General features: G+C 43.0%; 19 protein-coding genes and 3 other annotated features. Of the genes, 13 read left to right on the top strand and 6 right to left on the bottom strand.

The annotated features are described in order from the left end of the window. Positions 1-8: 8 nt before the first annotated feature. From J7I96_RS26265 to J7I96_RS26245, 5 genes are all read left to right on the top strand, one after another. The gene (locus tag J7I96_RS26265) at positions 9-707 is read left to right on the top strand and encodes a CoA transferase subunit A (protein ID WP_214770510.1); all 699 of its coding nucleotides are present in this window, start codon (positions 9-11) and stop codon (positions 705-707) included. Next, positions 692-1354 carry a 3-oxoacid CoA-transferase subunit B gene (locus J7I96_RS26260; protein ID WP_214770513.1) on the top strand — a complete coding sequence of 221 codons (663 nt, stop codon included), beginning with the start codon at positions 692-694 and terminating at the stop codon, positions 1352-1354. The genes J7I96_RS26265 and J7I96_RS26260 overlap by 16 nt, the downstream gene beginning before the upstream one ends. 42 nt (positions 1355-1396) lie before the next feature. Next, a complete protein-coding gene (locus J7I96_RS26255) occupies positions 1397-2722 on the top strand; it encodes a peptidase (protein ID WP_214924799.1) in 1326 nt (441 codons plus the stop codon). A gap of 115 nt (positions 2723-2837) precedes the next feature. Continuing rightward, the gene (locus J7I96_RS26250; protein WP_396020151.1) at positions 2838-4337 is read left to right on the top strand and encodes an amino acid permease; all 1500 of its coding nucleotides are present in this window, start codon (positions 2838-2840) and stop codon (positions 4335-4337) included. Between the two features lie 220 nt (positions 4338-4557). Further along, positions 4558-5208 carry a DUF7010 family protein gene (locus J7I96_RS26245; RefSeq protein ID WP_311315238.1) on the top strand — a complete coding sequence of 217 codons (651 nt, stop codon included), beginning with the start codon at positions 4558-4560 and terminating at the stop codon, positions 5206-5208. A 40-nt stretch (positions 5209-5248) separates the two neighbouring features. Here J7I96_RS26245 and J7I96_RS26240 read toward each other — a convergent pair whose 3' ends face one another. Further along, positions 5249-5524, bottom strand: a complete 276-nt coding sequence (locus tag J7I96_RS26240) for a hypothetical protein (RefSeq protein ID WP_214770518.1) — start codon at positions 5522-5524, stop codon at positions 5249-5251. A 109-nt stretch (positions 5525-5633) separates the two neighbouring features. Next, positions 5634-5854, top strand: a binding site (T-box leader). A 32-nt stretch (positions 5855-5886) separates the two neighbouring features. After that, positions 5887-6108: a binding site (T-box leader), on the top strand. A gap of 32 nt (positions 6109-6140) precedes the next feature. Next, positions 6141-6362 (top strand) — a binding site (T-box leader). Positions 6363-6422: 60 nt separating this feature from the next. On the opposite strand from J7I96_RS26240, the gene thrS reads away from it, so the two are divergent. Beyond that, positions 6423-8330, top strand: a complete 1908-nt coding sequence (gene thrS / locus J7I96_RS26235; RefSeq protein ID WP_396020153.1) for a threonine--tRNA ligase — start codon at positions 6423-6425, stop codon at positions 8328-8330. Positions 8331-8986: 656 nt separating this feature from the next. Here the strand turns inward: thrS and J7I96_RS26230 are convergent. Further along, the gene (locus J7I96_RS26230) at positions 8987-9613 is read right to left on the bottom strand and encodes a LysE family transporter (protein WP_214770525.1); all 627 of its coding nucleotides are present in this window, start codon (positions 9611-9613) and stop codon (positions 8987-8989) included. 230 nt (positions 9614-9843) lie between these two features. Here J7I96_RS26230 and asnA point away from each other — a divergent pair, with 230 nt between their 5' ends. From asnA to J7I96_RS26210, 4 genes are all read left to right on the top strand, one after another. Then, complete coding sequence (gene asnA / locus J7I96_RS26225; RefSeq protein WP_251025203.1) at positions 9844-10839, top strand: aspartate--ammonia ligase; 996 nt, start codon at positions 9844-9846, stop codon at positions 10837-10839. 405 nt (positions 10840-11244) lie between these two features. Continuing rightward, the gene (locus J7I96_RS26220; RefSeq protein WP_251029253.1) at positions 11245-12477 is read left to right on the top strand and encodes an MFS transporter; all 1233 of its coding nucleotides are present in this window, start codon (positions 11245-11247) and stop codon (positions 12475-12477) included. A gap of 142 nt (positions 12478-12619) precedes the next feature. After that, on the top strand, positions 12620-13252 hold the full coding sequence (locus J7I96_RS26215; protein WP_134783484.1) for a LysE family transporter: 633 nt from the start codon (positions 12620-12622) through the stop codon (positions 13250-13252). Between the two features lie 103 nt (positions 13253-13355). Then, positions 13356-14774, top strand: coding sequence for an amino acid permease (locus tag J7I96_RS26210; protein WP_214770527.1), 1419 nt, complete (start codon positions 13356-13358; stop codon positions 14772-14774). Between the two features lie 47 nt (positions 14775-14821). On the opposite strand, the gene J7I96_RS26205 is transcribed toward J7I96_RS26210, so the two are convergent. Together J7I96_RS26205 and J7I96_RS26200 are read right to left on the bottom strand one after the other, a co-directional pair. Then, positions 14822-16495, bottom strand: coding sequence for a ribonuclease J (locus J7I96_RS26205; protein ID WP_214924792.1), 1674 nt, complete (start codon positions 16493-16495; stop codon positions 14822-14824). 133 nt (positions 16496-16628) lie between these two features. Further along, positions 16629-17525 (bottom strand): TetR/AcrR family transcriptional regulator, encoded by an 897-nt coding sequence (locus J7I96_RS26200; protein ID WP_251025183.1) that lies wholly within the window; start codon positions 17523-17525, stop codon positions 16629-16631. Between the two features lie 254 nt (positions 17526-17779). Here J7I96_RS26200 and J7I96_RS26195 point away from each other — a divergent pair, with 254 nt between their 5' ends. After that, a complete protein-coding gene (locus J7I96_RS26195) occupies positions 17780-19228 on the top strand; it encodes a DHA2 family efflux MFS transporter permease subunit (protein WP_214771289.1) in 1449 nt (482 codons plus the stop codon). Positions 19229-19523: 295 nt separating this feature from the next. Beyond that, the gene (locus J7I96_RS26190; RefSeq protein ID WP_214770532.1) at positions 19524-20225 is read left to right on the top strand and encodes an alpha/beta fold hydrolase; all 702 of its coding nucleotides are present in this window, start codon (positions 19524-19526) and stop codon (positions 20223-20225) included. 30 nt (positions 20226-20255) lie between these two features. Here the strand turns inward: J7I96_RS26190 and J7I96_RS26185 are convergent, their stop codons facing one another. Then, a complete protein-coding gene (locus tag J7I96_RS26185; protein WP_214770535.1) occupies positions 20256-20870 on the bottom strand; it encodes a TetR/AcrR family transcriptional regulator in 615 nt (204 codons plus the stop codon). Positions 20871-21058: 188 nt separating this feature from the next. On the opposite strand from J7I96_RS26185, the gene J7I96_RS26180 reads away from it, so the two are divergent. Next, positions 21059-21817, top strand: a complete 759-nt coding sequence (locus tag J7I96_RS26180; protein ID WP_214770537.1) for an SDR family oxidoreductase — start codon at positions 21059-21061, stop codon at positions 21815-21817. Between the two features lie 344 nt (positions 21818-22161). On the opposite strand, the gene J7I96_RS26175 is transcribed toward J7I96_RS26180, so the two are convergent. Then, the gene (locus J7I96_RS26175) at positions 22162-22863 is read right to left on the bottom strand and encodes a FadR/GntR family transcriptional regulator (RefSeq protein ID WP_214770540.1); all 702 of its coding nucleotides are present in this window, start codon (positions 22861-22863) and stop codon (positions 22162-22164) included. Positions 22864-22866: the final 3 nt, after the last annotated feature.

Raw genomic sequence — 22866 nt, 5'->3', positions numbered from 1 at the left:
GGAACGGTATGAAGCAGGTCATTACGAAGAAAAACAAAATTGTGACCATGGAAGAAGCGCTGGAGCATATTTCCGATGGATGCACACTCATGTATGGCGGATTTGGCGGAGTGGGGACTCCTCCGACGCTTGTACAGGGTATCCTTGACAAGGGCGTTAAGGAATTGACCTTGATTGGCAATGATACTGGATTCCCTGATATCGGCATTGGCCGGCTTGTGACCGCTGAAAGGGCAAAGAAAGTGATCGCTTCGCATATTGGATCCAATCCTAATGCCGGCAAGCTCATGACTGAAGGAAAGCTGCAAGTCGAATTTTCACCGCAGGGGACATTAGCCGAACGAATTCGTGCCGGCGGTGTAGGCTTAGGCGGGGTTTTTGTCGATGTCGGGATTGGTACGATAGCCGAAGAAGGCAAGGACAAGATTGTGATAGAAGGAAAAGAATATTTGGTGGAAACCGCTCTGACGGCTGAAGTCAGCATCGTCCATGCCAAAAAAGCCGATTCACTTGGGAATTTAGTGTACGACAAGACGGCATGCAATTTCAATCCGCTGGTAGCGATGGCAGGGGCCTTCACGATTGCGGAAGTGGAGGAAATCGTTCCTGCAGGCGAATTGGATCCGGAATGTATTGCCACACCAGGCATTTATGTAGATATGGTGATTCCGACAAAAGGGGTGAATTGGAAATGGGCATGGCAGTAGATGTACGAAATCGCATCGCGAAACGCGCCGCCAAGGAAATCCATGACGGATTGATCGTCAATTTAGGCATTGGCATCCCTACCTTGGTGGCGGATCATATTCCTCAAGATATCCATGTGCTGTTCCATGCGGAAAATGGAGTTCTCGGTACGGGGCCAAGTCCTGAACCCGGAAAAGAAGATCCTGCCCTCTGTAATGCGGGAGGTTTCCCGATCACCACTGTAATGGGAGCTTCTTACTTTGACAGTGCAACGGCATTTGGGATGATCAGGAAAGGATACATCGACATCACCATCCTTGGAGCCCTGGAAGTCAGTGAAAAAGGGGATTTGGCGAATTGGATCGTCCCAGGAAAACGGGTGCCGGGTATGGGCGGGGCAATGGAGCTTGCCCAGAAAGCCAAGAAGGTGATCGTCCTGATGAATCACGTGAATAAGCAGGGTGAATCTAAGATCCTGAAGACATGTACGCTTCCATTGACGGCAAGAAAGAGTGTGGATTTAATCATTACGGATATGGCTGTCATGGAAGTAACAGAAGAGGGATTGGTGCTTAAGGAAGTGATGGCGCCATATACCGTGGATGATGTGCTAAGGAATACAGAGGCATCATTGAAAATCCATGCTGCCGTCAACACCATTGAATAAGCCGAAAAAGGAACAGAATATGTGTAATTAAGGAGGATAAACGTGCCGGATATACAAAAACGGATAAACCAATGGATCAAGGATCATCGGGAAGAAGGAACGAATCTATTGCAAAAAATGGTACAAGCCCCGAGTACACAAGGAAATGAAGCCGGGGCACAGGCCATCGTCGCCCAAAAGCTGCAGGAAATGGGTTTGCAGATCGATAGCTGGGAACCTGACGGCAGCGAGCTGAAAAAGCATTCTTATTTCTATTCTCCGCGCAGTGAATTCTCCAACAGCCCCAATGTGGTGGGTATCATGAAAGGGACTGGAGGCGGACGTTCAATCATCTTGAACGGACACATCGATGTGGTTCCGGACGGAGACCGAGATCAGTGGGACGACGACCCATATAGCGGCGCGATTAAGAATGGAAGAATGTTTGGACGCGGCGTAACCGATATGAAGGGTGGAAATGTATCGCTGATCCTGGCGATGCAGGCATTGAAGGAAAATGGCATCCAATTAAAAGGAGATGTCATTTTTCAAAGTGTAATTGAAGAAGAAAGCGGCGGTGCCGGAACATTAGCGGCTGTCCTGAGAGGATATAAAGCCGATGCCGCCCTGATCCCTGAACCGACGAATATGAGGATCTTCCCAAAACAGCAGGGTTCGATGTGGTTCCGAATCCATGTTAAAGGCCGGTCAGCCCATGGCGGAACAAGGTATGAAGGCGTTAGTGCGATTGAAAAAAGCATGACTGTCATCAATCATATTCGTGCCTTGGAAGAAAAGCGAAATGCACGTATCAGTGATCCGCTTTATCAGAATACACCCATTCCGATTCCAATCAATCTTGGTGTCATTGAAGGCGGTAATTGGCCGTCATCCGTTCCCGACCTTGTGAAAGTCGAAGGAAGGATGGGCGTTGCGCCTGAGGAAACGATGGAGCAGGCGAAAGAGGAAATGGCTGCCTGGTTATTGCAACTCGAGGAAGCCGACCAATGGTTCAAAGAAAACCCGCCCGTATTGGAATGGTTCGGTGCACGCTGGGTTCCAGGATCAATTGATGTAGAGCATGAACTGATGAATGCACTAGTTCATCAATATCGGCAAGTTGCCGGACAGGACCCGGTCATTGAAGCCTCCCCTTGGGGAACGGACGGGGGGTTGCTGACACATGTCGGGGAAACGCCAGCAATCGTTTTCGGACCAGGAGTAACTGAGGTTGCCCACTATCCAAATGAATACATCCTGCTCGATAACGTGTTCTCCACAGCCGAAATCATTGCGCTTACTCTAATTCAATGGTGTGGAATGGAGACTGGGCAGGATGGGGTCACCCGATCCGGGACCAGGGAGACGATACTAGGAAATGGCAATTAAACTGGATGGCATCCCAGCAAGTGAAGCGAACGATTAAGTCTTTCACAAAGCGGTTGTTAAAAAACTCTTTTATTCTTGAACTTTTAACTTTAAAAGAAAATGAGGTAGGAACCTTATGGACATGAATCTCATTGATAATGAAGAACCGACAGTTAAAAGGAATCCCATTGATAATCAAGAACCGACAGTTAAAAGGCAACTGAAAGCAAGACATATGACCATGATTGCCATTGGCGGTTCAATAGGAACCGGATTATTCCTGGCAAGCGGGGCAACCATCCAGAGCGCAGGGCCCGGCGGTGCCCTCGCTGCCTATGCCTGTATTGGGATCATGGTTTATTTCCTGATGACAAGCTTAGGGGAAATGGCGACATATATGCCTGTGTCGGGATCCTTTTCCACCTATGCCACACGCTTTGTTGATCCTGCATTCGGCTTTGCACTTGGCTGGAATTATTGGTTTAACTGGGCAGTCACGCTTGCCGTGGAAATAGCTGCAGCAGCCATCATCATGAAATTCTGGCTCCCTGATGTACCCAGCCTGATATGGAGTGCCTTATTTCTTGGAATCGTCTTCACCCTCAACGCCCTATCCATTAAAAGCTATGGTGAATCTGAATATTGGTTTGCCCTAATAAAAGTCATTGCCATCATTTGCTTCATCGTCATTGGTTTATTGACCATATTGGGGATTTTTGGCGGAAAGGTGATCGGATTTGAAAACTTCACCATGGATGAGGCACCGTTCAAGGGAGGATTTTTATCGATCATCTCAATCTTTCTAATCGCGGGATTTTCTTTTCAAGGCACGGAACTGGTTGGTATTGCTGCCGGGGAAAGTGAAGAACCCGAAAAAAATGTTCCGAATGCAATCCGCCAAGTATTTTGGCGCATCCTACTATTTTACATCGGGGCAATCCTGATACTTGGTCTCTTAATACCGTATACGAGTCCAAGCTTGTTGAACGGAGATGTCGAAAACATTTCTGTAAGCCCTTTCACACTTGTCTTTGAACGGGCAGGGCTGGCATTCGCGGCATCCGTCATGAATGCAGTCGTGTTAACCTCCTTACTATCCGCCGGGAACTCGGGGCTATATGCATCAACAAGGATGTTATGGTCGATGGCAAAAGATCATCAAGCTCCCAAATTCCTGGCCAAAGTCAACCGCAGGGGGATCCCGATGAATGCCTTGATCATGACGTCCTTAATTGGAGGGTTCGCCTTCTTGACCTCCATTTTTGGGGACCATGTATTTACATGGCTATTGAATGCATCCGGGCTGACTGGCTTCATCGCCTGGATTGGAATCGCCATAAGCCATTATCGCTTTAGACGTGCCTATGTTGCACAGGGTGGTGACCTAAACGAACTGAAATATAAAGCAAAATGGTTTCCATTCGGTCCGATTCTTTCATTCACCCTGTGCATGCTCGTCATAGCAGGACAGAACTATGGAGCATTCCTAAGCGGCAGCATCGACTGGTATGGCGTCGCCGTCTCCTATATCGGATTACCGATATTCCTGGCAGTCTGGTTAGGATACAAGATTTATCACAAGACCAAATTAATAGCATTAAAAGATTGTCAATTCGATAAATCAGATGTGGCTTGATACCAATGGAAAAAACCTGAGCCCCCCTTTGGGGACTCAGGTTTTTTTATGAAGATTTGTATCGAAATCGAATTATATCTGCGAAAATCAGAATATATCTGCGAAAATCCAGTTATATCTCCGAAAAACGCAATATATCTACGAAAATCGAATTATATCTGCGAAACGGCAATTATCTCATCTCAAATGATTTTTTTATAGCTGAATAATTGGAGAAGTGGTGCAATATTATTCTATGTACGATTATGCTGTGGATGAAAGGAAACTGATGATGAAAGAGGCGTTTCGCGGTTCTGGAATTGGAGTCATTTTCATGGCGGTATTCGGGACACTGTGGGCGGGTACCGGTGTAATGGGATTGCAGGGGTGGGGGTTTCCCTACGTGGAACTCGCAGCCATATTCGTGGGAATCATCATGGTTATCGTTGGCATTTCATTAATTCATGCATCACAAAAAATGTCCAATCAAGTTTCAGATGATGGGGCAAGACGTCTTAAGCGTATCGGATTTTTGTTTAATATGGTCTTCATTGCCGAAGGTTTGCTGATCGGGATTGCCATTGCCATCTGTAACTTGATCAATCAGACCGATCTTATACCGGGAGTCATCGCCATTATTGTAGGGATTCATTTTTTGCCATTGGCGTCACTTTTCCAAATCAAGGTTTATTATGCAACAGGTGTGCTTCTCTGTTTATTGGCGCTTATCACATGGCTGGTTGTGCCAGACACCGTCATGGTTGGGGAACATCAAATCCTTGCACCGTTATCATTGCTCGGCTTTGGATGCGCGCTAATACTCTGGACCACTGGACTTACGCTATGGCTTGGAATGAAGAATTCAAGCCGAACGATAACCGATGAAGAATGAATCAATGAAAAAACCCGTCATGGCGAACGGGTTTTTTCATTTAATTTTTCATCCAGGTCAAGAGCCTGACAATTTGAAATGGTTCATACCAAACGAGAATGAAACTTAAAAGAAAGAATGCAGCCACAGCCAAAAATTTCGACATTCCTCTTTCATTTTTATACATGGCCCCTAAGCTGCATAACATACCAATTAGCAACGCCCCGAATCCTGAAATCATAAGCAGCTCGGAGGCTTTTGAAAAAGCAAGGGAACAGCAAAATGAAAGTAGTCCAATCACTGCAAATACGATTGACCAATTGCTTAAACGTTTCATAGAAACTCCTTTTTTACTAATTATACCAATTTGGTGTTAGTAATGGAATGAAAAAATTGGGGTTGTCACTTATGGGAATATATTGTAATATATATAACAATATAAAATTTTAGAAGCATTGATAAGGACATGAATCATGTTTACGGCCTGCAGAGAGGGAAGGAAAGCTGCGAACTTCCTGGCTTAGGATATTGATTTACCGCCTTTGAGCTATATCGGTGAACAAGAGTAACTGGTATCGTATAAGCTGCGTTACAGCTCCAGAGCCATGAGTGTTTTTTGCTTATGGGAAATTGGGTGGAATCACGGGTAAACGCACTCGTCCCTTACATAGGGATGGGTGTGTTTTTTTTATATATACAAATATTGCGAAGATGAGGACATGAATCATTTTTACGGCCTGCAGAGAGGGAAGGAAAGCTGCGAACTTCCTGGCTTAGGAAACTGATTTACCGCCTTTGAGCTATATCGGTGAACAAAAGTAACTGATATCGTCTAAGCTGCGTTACAAGCTCCAGAGCCATGAGCGTTTTTTGCTTATGGGAAATTGGGTGGAATCACGGGTAAACGCACTCGTCCCTTACATAGGGATGGGTGCGTTTTTTTTATATATACAAATATTGCGAAGATGAGGACATGAATCATTTTTACGGCCTGCAGAGAGGGAAGGAAAGCTGCGAACTTCCTGGCTTAGGAAACTGATTTACCGCCTTTGAGCTATATCGGTGAACAAAAGTAACTGATATCGTCTAAGCTGCGTTACAAGCTCCAGAGCCATGAGCGTTTTTTGCTTATGGGAAATTGGGTGGAACCACGGGTAAACGCACTCGTCCCTTGCATAGGGATGAGTGCGTTTTTTTATTATTAAAAAAGGAGTGTTTATGTGATGGGTGAAAAAATGATTAAAGTTCAATTCCCGGATGGGCAGCAAAAGGAGTATCCGCAAGGGATCACAGTGGAAGGTGTGGCAGGCTCAATCAGCCCAAGTTTAAGGAAAAAGGCAGTAGCTGGAAAACTGGATAAGCAATTGGTTTATCTAAGTCATAAGCTTAATAAGGATGGCGAACTGTCGATCTTGACTCTCGATTCGGATGAAGGATTACAAGTATTAAGACATACAGCGGCTCATGTTTTGGCACAGGCTGTGAAAAGAATTTACGAAAATGTGGAATTAGGGATGGGACCAGTCGTGGAAGACGGTTTTTACTATGATTTTAAGTTAGACCACTCTTTGAGCTCAGAAGATCTGCAAGCCATTGAAAAAGAGATGGAACATATCATAAGTGAAAATCTGGAAATTAAAAGGATCGAAGTGACTTATGAAGAAGCTGTGAAGTTATTCGAGGGGAGAGGGGAGTCATTCAAGTTGGATATAGCAAAGAACATCCCCAATGGTGAAAAATTAACGCTCTATCAACAGGGGGAATTCATCGATCTTTGCAAAGGGCCCCACCTTCCATCCACATCATTTGTAAAATCATTCAAATTGACTCGTGTATCTGGTGCCTATTGGCGGGGAGACAATCAAAATGAAGTTCTCCAAAGGGTGTATGGCGTGGCTTTCCGAAAGAATAAGGACTTACAGGATCATTTTAAATTCCTGGAAGAAGCGGCCAAACGCGATCATCGTAAATTAGGGAAGCAGTTGGAGTTATTCATGTTTTCAGAGGAAGCCCCTGGAATGCCATTTTATTTATCGAAAGGACAAATCGTTAGAAATGAATTGGAGAAGTTCTCGCGGGAGCTTCAGACTGAAGCTGATTACGACGAAGTTCGGACTCCTTTCATGATGAACCAGCGGTTATGGGAACAATCGGGCCATTGGGATCATTATCACGAGAATATGTACTTCACTGAGGTGGATCAAACAAAATTCGCGATGAAGCCAATGAACTGTCCGGGTCATATGCTTATATTCAAAAACACTCTTTATTCTTACAGGGATTTACCCATCCGGATGGCCGAATTCGGTCAAGTCCACCGTCATGAATATAGCGGTGCATTGAACGGGATGCTGCGTGTCCGTACATTTTGCCAGGATGATGCCCACATCTATGTACGGCAGGATCAAATCGAAAGTGAAATTAAACAAGTGTTTCATCTGATCGATAAGGTGTATCGCACTTTTGGGTTCGAGTATTCCGTGGAGCTCTCGACTCGCCCGGAGGATTCAATGGGCGATGATTCCCTTTGGGAAGCTTCTGAAACTGCCTTGAAAAATGTTCTGGAAAGCATTGGGATACAATATCAAGTAAATGAAGGGGACGGGGCATTTTATGGACCGAAAATTGATTTTCATATTAAAGATGCATTAAAACGAAGCCACCAATGTGCAACAATCCAACTTGATTTTCAAATGCCCGACAAATTTGATCTGACTTACATCGATGAAAATAATGAAAAAGTCCGTCCGGTCGTCATTCATCGTGCCATCTTTGGATCGATCGATCGATTTTTTGGAATCCTGATAGAACATTTTGCCGGTGCTTTTCCGGTATGGCTCGCCCCGGTGCAAGTACAGATCATCCCCGTCTCACAAGTTCACCTGGATTATTGTTTACAGGTTCAAAAAGCACTGAAGAAACAAGGCATAAGAGTGAAAATCGATGATCGGAATGAAAAGCTGGGGTATAAAGTCAGGGAAGCACAGATGGGGAAAATCCCATATATGCTGGTCCTTGGAGATAAAGAAGAGAAAGAAAATGAAGTGAATGTCCGGAAATACGGGGAACAAGAATTTGAAAATGTCACAATAGAAGCGTTCATCAAGAAAATGGACCATCAAATAAAAGAACGCAGCATCTAACAAGAACGCAGCTTGGAACTCACGAGTAAAAGCGCCGAATTCACGAGTAAAAGCGCGAAACTCACGAGTAAAAGCGCGAAACTCACAAGTATGGAATAAAAAAGACAGCCGAATAAATCGGCTGTTTCTTTTTATCTACAAATCCATACCCAGCCAACACCAGGAATGAGCTGCTGGAAACAGTTACCCCCCGGGCCGCCTTGACCGTCGCCACCGACTGGGCAGGTTAATCCTAGGTATGTAATCCAACTATATGTGTATGATGTACCTCATTTGGTATGCCGCCTTCGAGTATCTGTACCATTCCAGTAGTATTATTTATCCCCATTAAAATAAAGGTGTGCTGGGTGTTGCCCGAAAAACCTCTGAAGCTATGACCTTGCCTGCCTGCGTTTAAATGGCTCTGAATAGTGGCTCCTGGAACCTGTGTTTGTACTGGCAGTCTGTCATCGTAATAAGGCAAATTAATATGGAGCAGTATAATATGGAACATTATAAGAGTGATAGCCGTAATTATACATTCAAGAAATCCTCCCTTTGTGTTTACCCTTTCAGGCTATGAACAATGAGGAATAAGTGTCCGACATGGACAAAGAAGGATAATAAAATAGCGGTCAATTTTATATAAAGCAATTCCCGAGTAAATGCTCAACTTCTTATGTAAATAAAACCTTTGCTGCCTGGATGGCAAAGTATATGCCGATCCCTATAAGGGATATCCCCGAAATGATCGAGATGCCCATTAGAATGGGTTTGGATAAAAAGCGTCTGAAGGTGCTGGCGATGATGGCCATTACGAAATCCCAGGTTAAGAGGCCGATAAGGATTCCTGAGCTGTACAAAAGTAAATGATCCATATCATATTTTGACGCGGAGTTCGCGAGAATGGATCCGTAAATCCCCAGCCAAAACAATATGGATAAGGGATTCGAAAGGGACATGATGAATCCTGTCAGGAATGAAGAAAAAAGGGAATCTTTCGCTTTTCGTGCATTCACTTCAATCTTGCCTGCACTTAGCAGACTTTCGATTCCGGTATAGGTCAGGACGAAAAATCCAAACAGCCATAAAAATGTCTTCATGAAGGAGTTGTCCAAAAAGTGGACGACCCCGAAAAAGACGAGGGCTATAAAAACAAAATCCGCTAAAATGGCACCCCAGCCAAATACCCAGGCATGCCAAAAACCCTTCTTGATTCCTTTGTCCAATTGAGCAGCGTTTATGGGACCGATAGGAGCCGCCAGTGATAAACCTAATAATACAAAGCTGAAAAAAACACCCAATTCATCACCTCATCGTTTTACACTTCGCTTATTTGAATGTATTCAAACATTCGGACTTGTACCACCTTTTTAGTCCTTTTTTTGAGTTTAGTCCGCCTTGTCTGACCTGGTTTTTTTGTAGCAACACAGAAATCTCCTTCATAATGTAATTTAGTCAAATGGAAAGACGCCTATTTTAGTGCATGCGCTATTCAAAGCGGAATTGGAGGAGAATTATGCCTGAATTATCGATGCCGAATAAATACAAAACAATTCTAGATATCATGCATACTGATATTGCAATAAATGAAATGAAGGATCATTTTGAAGAAGGATTTTCAAATGCGTTAAACCTTATTAAAGTATCAGCCCCTTTCGTTTTACATGAAGGTAATGGTATCAATGACAATTTAAATGGTGTGGAGCGGATTCTTACCTTTGATGCTCTGGATATTAAGGATAAACAAATAGAAGTGGTTCAATCTTTGGCAAAGTGGAAAAGAATCACTCTTTTAAGGTATGGTTTGGCTTGTGATGAAGGCATTTACACAAATATGAATGCAATAAGACGTGATGAAAAACTGGATCATTTACACTCGTTATTTGTGGATCAATGGGACTGGGAGAAAGTCATAACGAAAGAACAACGTAACGTGGATACATTAATATCCGAAGTGGAAAAAATATATAGTGCCATTAAATCGACCGAACGTTATATGTTTGAATTCCATCATCTGCTTAAGCCGGTGTTACCTGAGGACATTCACTTCATTACGACCCAGGAGTTGGAGGATTTATACCCGGATCTTACTCCGAAGGAAAGAGAGAACGTGGCAGCGAAGAAATATGGTGCAATTTTCATTATGAAAATTGGCGGAGCGTTGCAATCGGGGGAAAGGCATGATGGACGTTCACCGGATTATGATGATTGGGATCTAAATGGAGATATCGTTTTATGGAACCCACTCTTGGAATGTGCTTTTGAGGTTTCATCAATGGGCATTCGAGTAGATGAAAAGTCATTGTTAAAACAATTAAGATTATCCAAAAACGAAAATCGTAAGGAACTCGATTATCATAAGGCCGTATTGGAAGGAAAGCTTCCATATTCAATAGGCGGGGGAATAGGTCAATCCAGATTATGCATGTTTTTGCTGAAGAAGGCACATATTGGCGAGGTTCAGGTTTCGGTATGGAATGACCAAATAATAGAGGAATGTGAAAAAAGGAATATTATTCTTTTATAACGACGAAAGCAGGAAACCCATTTTAGAATGGTTAGATTGTAGGCAAAAGGAGTTCTATCCAAATTTTTAAACATAGTTGATTGGAAACGGGTATGTGAGACTCCTGCGGGAATAGCGAGTCCAAGGGACGCCGAGGGCGGACTGCCCGGGAAAGCGAGTGCCCTACGTTCCAATCAACGTTCAAATTTGTACAAGCAGAAAAAGAAGGACCATTCTTAAACGGTATGGTTTTTTTGTTTGAAAGGGAATAGGGGTAATTTTGGGAGAAGCGCAACTGAATAAATGTTTATGCACTATAACATAATAATTTAAGACATCTAATATATGATGACAAAACAAATTGGTTTCACAGATGGTTACCTTTTATGCAATAAGTTGCTTTTATAATGGATGAGGAGTGTAAGTATGGAAGGTCATGAGAAGCAAAATAAAGATGTAAGCGTGTGGTGCTTGATTAGTATGGCATCGATTCCATTGGTTATGACACTTGGAAATTCAATGCTTATCCCGGTTTTGCCCATTTTCGAGGAAAAGGTGGGGATATCTTCATTTCAATCAAGCATGGTGATAACAAGCTATTCCGTTGCATCCATCTTTTTAATTCCCATTGCTGGTTATTTATCAGATCGATTCGGACGGAAAATGGTCATCCTGCCAAGCTTGATCCTAGCCCTTATCGGTGGTTTGATCGCAGGTTATGCGTCATGGAAAATGGAAAATCCCTATACATGGATCATCATTGGGAGGGTATTGCAAGGGATTGGGGCGTCTGGGGCATCACCAATCATTTTGCCTTTGGTGGGGGATTTATACAAAGATGATGATGAAAAAACGAGTTCTTGTTTGGGAATCATAGAAACCTCGAATACGTTTGGAAAAGTGCTTAGTCCAATATTGGGTTCCCTGTTTGCTGCATTTATCTGGTTTTTACCATTCTTCTCGATTTCATTCTTCAGTTTAATATCTATTGTTTTGGTCTTTTTCTTTATAAAGGTACCAAAAGAGAAGGATGAGCCGAAGAAATTCAAAGATTTCTGGCATGATACGAAAAAAATATTCAAGAAGGAAGGAAAATGGTTATATACGGTTTTCCTGATTGGTGTCTTTGTCATGTTGGCTTTATTCGGTGTTCTTTTCTTTTTGTCTGATAATTTGGAAAAAATCCATGATTTGCATGGTATCAAAAAAGGTTTAGTGATAGCGATCCCGCTATTTTTTCTTTGCGTATCTTCTTATGTTGCAGGGAAAAAAATCAAGGGGGAATTACCAATCATGAAAAAGATCATCATGATCAGTTTAGCTGTCCTTTCAATCAGCCTTGTATTTGTCGGTTTTACTAAAAACAGGGTCGTCCTTCTATTGATAATAACAAGCTTGGTGGGCATAGCAATTGGTGCTTTATTGCCGACACTCGACGCAATCATCACTCAAAATATAGAAAAGGAACAGCGGGGGACGATAACCTCCTTCTACATGTCATCAAGGTTCATCGGCGTTGCGGCAGGCCCTCCGGTCATGTCCCTTGTCATGAAAAATCATATCAATTTGACCTATATCATTTCAGGGATCATCGGTATAGGCATCGTATTGATTGTTATGAAATTCATTAGTTCAGACAAAAAAGAAGCTGCTGCCTAATCGGCTTCAATACATCTCCAAAAAGCCGGGTTTTCCCACGGCTTTTTTGTGAATCGTGAAATTTTTTTGGCATGTGGTTATAGGCAGAGGGTTGTCACATAAAATGTACAAGTCATGAACTAGCTCGAAGGAGTGATGCTTTTTGAGTGTACATTTACTGCTAAGTTACTTTTTCTTAGGACTTACCCTTGCAGCACCGATCGGCCCGGTGAACTCCGCTCGTATCGATAAAGGAATCAAGAACGGGTTTTGGCATGCCTGGATCGTTGGGGCAGGGTCGATGATCGCAGATGCCTTGTTCATGATTTTAGTATATGTAGGAATGGTACGGTTTTTAGAAATCCCGATCGTCCAGATATTTCTTTGGCTTTTTGGCGGATTTGTGCTTATTTATTCCGGTGTGGAGAGTGTATTACGGGTTAATACGATATTATTAAATGAATACAGGAATAGAGATTCTTTAATTTCCTGTTTTTTGACTGGGTTCATCATGTCCGTGACCAGTCCATTATCCATTTTATTTTGGTTGGGGATTTATGGATCTGTTTTAGCTAAAACGGCTTCAAGTTATGGGACATCCCAACTTTTCATTTATAGCGGGATGATCTTTCTTGGTCTTACCTGCTGGGATTTTTTTGTAGCGGCATTAACGAATGGATTTCGCAGGTTCTTAAATGAAAAAAGCTTAATGGCCATTTCAATCATCTCTGGATTATCATTGGTCGGCTTTGGGGTTTATTTTGCTTATCAAGGCATTTCTGCCATCCTATCTTAAAGGAGAATGCTTCAGGTTATTACATAGCGTATTTGAAAACTTCTTCCTTGCATAATTCATTGTGGCAATATCAACACTATGAATGATGGAAGGGGGTAATGTTATGACAACAAAAGCCAATTGCAGTTCAGCCAAAGGAAAGGCTGTCCAAGATTCCAATGCATCGGGTGAACAACAGGGCGACATGAAATGGTGGCAGCTATCATTGGTCGGGGTGGGCTGTACGATCGGGACAGGGTATTTCCTCGGATCGACCATAGGGATTAAGACGACTGGGCCATCCATTGTATTTTCATTTGTATTGGCTGCACTGGGTACCTATATCGTTTATAATCTGCTTGCCAAGATGACGGCTGCCGATCCTCAAGAAGGTTCTTTTTGTTATTATGCCAATAAAGCATTTGGACGATGGGCGGGCTTTAGCTGTGGCTGGAATTATTGGTCCTCCAATATATTGATCATGGGAAGCCAGCTTACTGCGCTTTCGCTATTATCTCAATTTTGGTTCCCGAAAGTGCCGCTTTGGCTATTTGCATCCGGTTTTGCCATTGTTTCAATCGTGGTGGTATTGCTGGGAACAAAAGGATTCGACAGGGTGGAAAACATCCTTGCTGTAATTAAGACAGCAGCAATCGTAATGTTTATCATCATTGCAATATGTGCCGTTTGCGGCTGGTTCGGTCTTGCTGGAGATAAACCGCCATCATTTCCGAATACGTTCAATGAATTATTCCCAAAAGGGTTAAAGGGGTTTTGGACATCCCTTATCTATGCCTTTTATGCGTTTGGCGGCATTGAGGTCATTGGATTGATGGCGATGCAGCTTAAAAAGAAAGAAGATGCACCAAAGGCAGGGACGATCATGCTCTTGGTCCTTACCATCATATATGTGGTTTCATTGGGATTAGCCGTAACCATGATTTCGTTAGGGGCATTCAGTGAAAAAGAAAGCCCATTCGTTTCGGCATTGGACAGTTATCACCTGACATTTTTCCCGCACGTTTTTAATGGTGCGATCATCATTGCCGGTTTCTCGACGATGACCGCTTCACTATTCGGTGTAACCAATCTGTTGGTAACGCTATCCAATGATGGGAATGCACCCGCATTATTCATGCAAAAGATCAAGAAATTCAAAGATCTTCCGTTGCCGTCACTGGGTCTAGGAGCCTTAGGACTCTTAGGATCGATCATCACTGCCTTGCTCCTGCCAGGCAAGATTTATGAATACATTACAACATCCGCTGGTATATTGCTTTTGTATAACTGGGCATTCATCATTCTTTCTTCATTCAAAATCCTGGAAAATAAGATGTGGAGTAAGATTACGGCCGTTTTCGGACTGCTTTTAATTTTAGCGGCCGTAAGTGGAACACTGCTTGAAAAAGAGATACGTCCAGGATTTTTCATCAGCCTTTTATTCATCGTGATCATCGGTCTTGCGGCCGTTTTCATGAAGTTCAAGGTATGGAATAAGAACAAGGCAATGGCCGCAAAAGCGAGTAAATCAGGACTTGATTGAAAAAAGGAACTCGACTAATTCAAAGTCGAGTTCCTTTCGATTTGACGCTAAATTTCAATGATTATTGGAAGGATCATTGGTTTTTTCTTAGTTTGATTAAAGAGATATTGCCCCAGTTCCTTCTTAATGGTTTGTTTAATGATGTTCCACCGGTATATTTTTTCACTTTGTAAGTCGTTAACCGTTTTCGTGACAATACGATTCACATTTTTAAGGAGATCCTCGGAATTTTGAACATATACAAATCCACGGGAAATGGTATCGGGTCCTGATACTATTTTTCTTTCCGTCTTGCTTAGTGTTATGACGATGACGAGCATTCCATCTTCGGAAAGCTGCTTACGGTCCCGCAGAACGATTTCTCCAACATCCCCGACACCAACACCGTCGACAAAGGTATTGCCGGCAGCCACCTTTCTTGTTTGACGGGCAACGGCGTTTTCGATATCCACCACATCACCATTATTGATGATGAAAGTATGATCCTTTTCCACCCCGACAGACTCTGCTAACAATCGATGCTGGTGCAGCATCCGGTACTCACCGTGAATCGGGATGAAATACTTAGGTTTCATCAGGGTAAGCATGAGCTTTAACTCTTCCTGGTAAGCATGTCCGGATACATGCATGCCCGTTACAGTCCCAGAACCGTAAATGACCTTGGCACCCAGTTGAAACAGGTTGTCGATGATACGTGAAACATCCCGTTCATTTCCGGGTATTGGTGTGGAGGCAAGGATCACTGTATCGTCAGGCAATATGCTCATATCCCGATAATTCGAACTGGAAAGGCGGGAAAGGGCGGCAAACGGCTCTCCTTGACTTCCTGTACATAAGACCGCAACCCTTTCCGGAGCATAACTATCGACTTCTTGTGGTTGGATAAGCATCCCATCAGGAACCTCGAGATAGCCGCGTTCAATGGCAACGGTTACGACGTTCACCATGCTTCGCCCAATCAGGGCTAGTTTCCGGTTTGTCTTCTGTGCAGCGTTCACAACTTGCTGAACACGATTGACATTTGAAGCGAATGTCGAAAGGATGACCTTCTGTTTTGCCTGCATGAAGGCCTCTTCAATATGGCTGCCAACCAGATGCTCCGAGGGACTGGAGCCGGGACGCTCTGCGTTCGTGCTTTCCGATAGTAAAACGAGGACACCTTCACTCCCGATTTTGGCCATTTTATGAATATCGGGATACTGATCATTCATCGGGGTCAAGTCAAACTTGAAGTCCCCTGTATGAACGACCGTGCCTTCCGGCGTATGCATGGTGACTCCGAGGCAATCGGGAATACTATGATTCGTTTTGAAAAAGTCCAGAAACATCTCCCCGAATTCCAGCTTTGAATCCGAATTGATCTGGATTAATTCCGTATCACCCAAAAGGTTATGTTCTTTTAACTTCAATTCAATCAAACCAAGTGTTAAACGTGTGGCATAAATGGGTACATTCAATTTTTTCAAGAAATAGGGGATACCGCCGATATGATCTTCATGCCCATGAGTCACAATCAAAGCGCGGATCTTTTCCTTATTCTCCTGAAGAAAGGAAATATCAGGAATGATCAAATCGACTCCTAATAAACTTTCATCAGGAAACTTTGCACCACAATCAATAATGACGATATCGTTAGAATATTGAATCACATACATGTTTTTGCCGATTTCATTCACTCCGCCCAGAGCTAATATGGACAAAGCATTCTCTTTCACACTCAAGTGGATAGACCTCCCTTTATTATGATAAGGATAGTGTTTCCTTAGGTCGCTTTTATAAAACCTAAAATCAGGGCAATTCAAAAAGCCATAAAAAAAACACCTGCCGCTTTCGGTAGGTGCGTATCTTCAATCTTCATCGGCTCAAGCAAGAATGGATGCTTTCTTCAAAAGTCTCCAATGCTTGGATCTGTGAAGCATATCCAGTTTTTAGAGTGGCCAGCAGACTTTCTATCAAGAATTCTCGCGGTTTGTCTGACTGCATCAGCTCATCTTGGATGAAATCGACCAATTCAATGGCTCTTCTTCGATCTTCATCGCAAGGAATAGCTTTGTTTATCGCTTTTTTCAATTCCGTGGTGGAATGAAGCAAATCATTATGGCAAGCATCAAGCTGGTTTGTGAATTTTGGAAACCACGTATCCATTAATTCAGGGTCAATGATCTGTTCCCCGCTTTCAGCCACTTCATTGACTAAATGGACAATGCGATTCATGCAATAGCGAATAATTTGTATGTCCGGTGTACCGGCTGGATTAGCACGGTAACTAAAATGGCTCATGTGGGTCATCATCGAATGAAAGATGATGACGCTATCTAAAAGATAGGGTTTTTTACTTTCACCAAAGATATCGATAAAACGGTTATACATCCAGCGTAAGCTCAACAATAGTGTCTTATTGATGAATTGTTTTAATTCTTCATCATTGGAAACACGGACTTCTTCGATCAGGATAAGCAATTTGCTTTGCTTGTTCACCATCAATTGCAGTTCGAGCTGCCGGATGAAAATTTCAATATCGGCGGAATCTTGACCAATCAACAGTTTTTCCCGTTCATGGCGAATCTTTGTATAAAAGGAGCGGAAAATGGCTATAAATAATTCACCCTTCGAAGGGAAATAATTATAAAATGTACCTTTTGATATTCCGCTGCCGTCTAAAATGTCCTGAATGGACGTCGCTTGGTAGCCTTTGTCAATAAACAGCTTATGAGCCGTATCGATGACATTCTGCCTTCGGTTGTTCATCATATCACCTGATTTTCATTATACTGCTTGTATAAAATTAATCGTACTCTATTTTTCATCACAGCACAAACCCTTATTTGAACCAGTAAATTTTTATTGCAAAAAATGAACTAGGGGTATATTATTGATTTTGTGAGATTGGAATATACCGCTCGTATAATTAAATGAACCAATAGTTTGAATGGAGGAATAGATAAAAAGTGAGTACTGCACAAATAAATGAGAAAAAGGGTTCGTATGGCATTTTGGCCATACTGATGGTCGGTGCGTTCATAGCGATACTGAATTCAACCCTTTTAAATATTGCACTGCCATCAATCCAAATAGACCTGGGAATCGAGACTTCCACAGTCCAATGGCTGACAACGGGCTACATGCTCGTGAACGGAATCATGATTCCGACAACTGCCTTCTTAATAAGAAAATATTCGGTACGTAATCTGTTCCTGACAGCCATGCTCCTATTCTCAATCGGGACGATCGTGGCAGGTGTAGCGCATGTATTCCCGCTATTATTGAGCGCACGTATGGTTCAGGCAGCCGGTTCGGCAATCATGATGCCATTATTGATGAACGTACTTTTAACTTCATTCCCTGTTGAAAAACGGGGCTCGGCAATGGGTCTTTTCGGTTTGGTCATGATGTTTGCCCCTGCAATCGGGCCGACGCTTTCAGGCTGGATCATCGAACATTATGATTGGAGAATGCTATTCCATTTCATTACTCCGCTAGCTTTACTAGTGCTTATTTTCGGCTTCTTTAAACTTAAAGACCATAAGGAAAAAGTCGATATCTCAATTGATAAAATATCGGTCATCCTTTCAAGCTTAGGCTTCGGCGGTTTGCTTTACGGATTCAGTTCGGCAGGCAGCAAGGGCTGGGATAGCCTTGAGGTATACGGAACACTGATTGTCGGTGCCATCTCCCTGATCCTTTTCATAACACGCCAGCTTAAAATGGAAACACCAATGCTTGAGTTCAATATCTTCAAGCACCCGATGTTCGCTTTATCCGCAACGATCTCAATCGTACTGAACATGGCGATGTTCTCGGGGATGATCTTAATTCCGATGTACACACAAACAGTACGTGGCATTTCACCATTCGATTCTGGATTATTGATGCTTCCAGGTGCGTTATTAATGGCCCTCATGTCACCGGTCACCGGTAAGCTTTTCGATAAGTTCGGTGCCCGCATCCTTGCTTCAATCGGTTTGCTCATCACTGTGGTAACTACGTATTTGCTAAGTAAATTATCAATGGAAACTACGTATACAGAAATTGTAATCCTGTTTTCCGTTCGTTCCTTCGGGATGTCAATGTCCATGATGCCGATCATGACAAATGGTTTGAACTCGCTGCCAGCCCGTATGAACCCGCACGGTACAGCCATGAATAACACACTTAACCAAATTTCAGGTGCAATCGGTACGGCATTGCTCGTTACGGTCATGTCTAACCGTGCAGCTTCTACTGCCGAAGAATTAATGACGAAAGCGATGAGCAAATTAACAAGCCAGCCCACCGCTGAGATGATGGGCCAAATGAAAGCCCAAATCGGGATGCAGGCAATGCTGGATGGAATTAACTTCTCCTTCTTTATATCTACCTTCATCGCCGGTGTGGCGCTGATTCTGGCATTATTCATTAAGCGTGCTTGGCCGGCTGAAGAAAAACCAGCTGTGAAAAAAGATCAAACCGCTTAAATGAAACAATAAAAGGCCCTATGCCACCTGAATCGTTCAGGTAGCATAGGGCTTTTTCTATTCTGCTTTCACGTTAAGGCCCGTATCGGAATGTAATTCAGGCTGCTGCGGAATGAAGCCAATGGATGAAGGCAGGAATAGAAGGTGTGAAGGCAGAAATGAACAGATGCAGGATGAATAAATGGATGAAGGCATAAAACGTATAATTTACCTATAGTGCACATAGTATTTTAGAGGTTTTCTAAAAATAGATCGGGGTTCAAAATGACGAATCCGATCCTGGGAGTGAACGTAGATGGAAATTCGGGTTAATCAAATTGAGTTGAATGGATTCACGTTTCAATATCGGGAGTGCGGGGATGTTTCTGCACCACCGCTTATTGTTCTTCATGCGCTGGGAAAAAGTTCGGAATCATGGGACCAAGCGGCTGCAGCATTAGGAGAAAGTTATCGTGTTTTAGCTTTAGATCAACGGGGCCACGGTGGGAGTGCTAGAACGAATACATATACTTTTGAATCGATGCGTGATGATTTGCTTCACTTTGCGGATGCGCTTGATTTGGGAAGGTTTTCGCTAATGGGGCATTCCATGGGGGGGACGGTTTCCTATCTTTTCTCGCAAACCTTTCCTTCGAGGATAGAAAGGTTGATTGTCGAAGACACACCGCCTCCTTTCTCGGATAAACCAATGGAGGTTCCTTCCAGGCCTTCAGTCCCACTGCCATTTGATTGGCAGGTAGTGCCTTCGATTCTCCAGCAGCTTAATGAACCCGATCCCGAATGGTGGGCGCGACTCACCGATATTATGATGCCGACGCTTGTTATAGGGGGCGGGGCCAGCCATATTCCCCAAAACAAATTGCAGGAGGTTTCCGAGCTTATCCCGAATTGCGAATTGGTGACGATAGAGGGTGCCGGACACTTTGTCCATGAAGATGATTTACCAGCTTTCTTGTCTGTCGTAAAAAGGTTTCTTTCCAAAGGACAGGCGCTTTAAGGCGATAGGAGGGTTGCCGGTGCAGCCCTCTTATTTCTGCTTTAAATGGTTTATTTTAAAGACGGCATTTACCGATTTACTATTAAGGATTTCCAGCAGCTGTTCAGCCATATAGTCAGCGCTATATTTAAAGCCAGTGTTGACCCATTCGATGATCATGCCCAATATCGCATATGCTTGGTAACTGGAGGCAAGTTCTTTATTGATCTTAGGGTTCGGCCGGTAATCTTCCAGGTCCTCCACTGGAAGTTTCTTTAACTCATTACAAATCCGCTCCAGTAATGTAGGCCATGCATTCGACTTTAGGATGAGGGTATAAATGTTTGCATGGTTAGCTACATGTTCAAATATTTTGATGACCGAAGCCGTTAGTTCATTGATGGTGAAAGTTTCGGAGTTCTTATAAGGTTCCCGGTAAGATATGATCAAATCGGCAATCACATCCTCCATGACCTCTTCAAGCAGTTCCTCTTTGTACTGATAGTGTTTATAAAATGTACCCCGATTAAGGTCGGCGAGTTCTACAATATCAGTAATCGATATCTCCCTGAAATCCTTACTTTGCATTAAAGAAATGAGGGATTCTTTCAAAGCCATTTTGGATTTCCTGATCCTTCTATCAATTCCAGTATTATTATCAGTCATTTTCTTCATCCTTTGTTCGTTATTGTGCTTTAAATAAACATAGTTACTACTTTCTGTTCATTATTCAACATTGAGGACAGCATTTGCTGATTGTATAAGCCTACTGAAACTAATTATACTATAGGAAGGTAGATAATGAACATCTGTACAATAAGTAACGCTTCACTAGAATGAATGGGGGAGTTCAAATGAAATTACAAAACAAAGTAGCCGTAGTGACAGGAGCAGCATCAGGCATGGGGAAACAAATTGCCATAGATTATGCTCGAGAAGGAGCTAAAGTCGTCGTATCGGATTTAAATCTTGATGGTGCGAACGATACGGTGGAAGAAATAATAGCGAATGGCGGAGTGGCCTTTGCCATTAAAACGAACGTAGCGGTGGAGGAAGATATTCAACATTTGATCGATACCACGGTCAGTATGTATGGAACGGTGGATATTTTGGTGAATAACGCGGGTATCATGGATGGCATGGAACCTGCTGGGGACATTGAAGATTCTAAATGGGATCGGATTTTTGCCATTAACACGACAAGCGTCATGCGTTCGACTAGAAAGGTGATGCCGATCTTTTTAGAAAAACAAAAAGGGGTCATCATCAATATTGCTTCTGCTGGCGGTTTGTACGGTGCCCGGGCTGGTGCTGCTTACACTGCCTCTAAACATGCAGTCGTTGGTTTCACGAAAAACACGGGCTACATGTATGCCAATAAAGGGATTCGCTGCAATGCTATAGCACCAGGCGGGGTAGAAACCAATATTGGATCCAGCATGACGAATATCAATGAGTTTGGCTTCTCTCGCCAACAACTGGGCATGGCGATCAATCCACGAAACGGCAAACCTGAGGAAATCGCTAAAGTGGCATTATTCCTTGCTTCAGACGATTCCAGTTTTGTTAATGGTACTGTCATCACGGCAGATGCTGGTTGGAGTGCATATTAAGCCATGAATAAACATGAATCCATGCATTCCTGCCAGAAAGCAGGGATGCATGTTTTTTTGAGTGGGGCCTTGGTCATTGGAGGAGATTGTGTAAGCATCAATTCCCATGAGGAAGGTTTTGACTTCAACGGGTGATTTCAATCGAAAGTGGATTAGTGGGGGCTGGATAGTTCCGCTGCTATCCAGTTTTTCTCAAAAAGAATTATGCTATCAATGGATTTAAAAGATAAGTTGAACTCTGAAATCTCGGAAGCAAAATAGGTTCCCTGAAAAAATCCACTTTCCCTATGAAATTGTTCATTAAGTAATTCATTAGCACGCTGTGATACCCCGCAAACAATATATTAATTTGCGTGAGAATATTGAAGGACTTTCTGACGGACGTAATCAAGGTGCTTGTACATTTGGCTGAATGCTTCATGTGGATCATGTGCTGCAAGTGCAGCATAGATGGCTTTATGATACTTCACAGTCAGTTCCCGTTCCCTGAATTGAATCAAGCTATTTATTTTATTATGAGTGATCAATAAGGAATCGATCATTCCTTCAATGATGGGATTGTTCGCACTTAAAGCGATGATCTTATGGAATTCTTTATCGGCCTCTCCATAATCGTTGTCTTCACTATTGGCAATCGTATCAATCGTAACCTGCAGTTTCTCCAGTTGCTCGTCTGTGATCTTCTCGGCAGCCATTGTTACTAATCCCAACTCCAAAGCCATTCGCGCTTCGATGATCGCTGGTAAATTATCCGTAGCCAGCGCAAGCATGACAGAGAATGGATGTGTACCGATTTTATCGTTAAAAAAGGTTCCTTCACGAGTTTTCCGCGTAATGACCCCTAGTGTATCAAGGGCACTGAGCGCCTCACGTAATACAGGCCGGCTTACTTCAAGTTCTTTCATAAGTTCCATTTCAGGAGGCAGTTTGTCGCCCGCTTTCATTTGTCCAGTGACGAGCAGATGCACAATTTGATCCACGACTTGTTGTGAAAGAGTGTTGCGGTGTACCGATTGTACGCCTAATTTCTTTGACGATTCTTCCATTGT

The organism is Bacillus sp. ISL-78, assembly GCF_018613455.1.
In the GTDB taxonomy this organism is placed as follows: domain Bacteria; phylum Bacillota; class Bacilli; order Bacillales; family DSM-1321; genus Peribacillus; species Peribacillus frigoritolerans.
The sequence above is the reverse complement of the archived record's forward strand: the minus strand, read 5'-3'. Positions and strand labels throughout refer to the sequence as shown.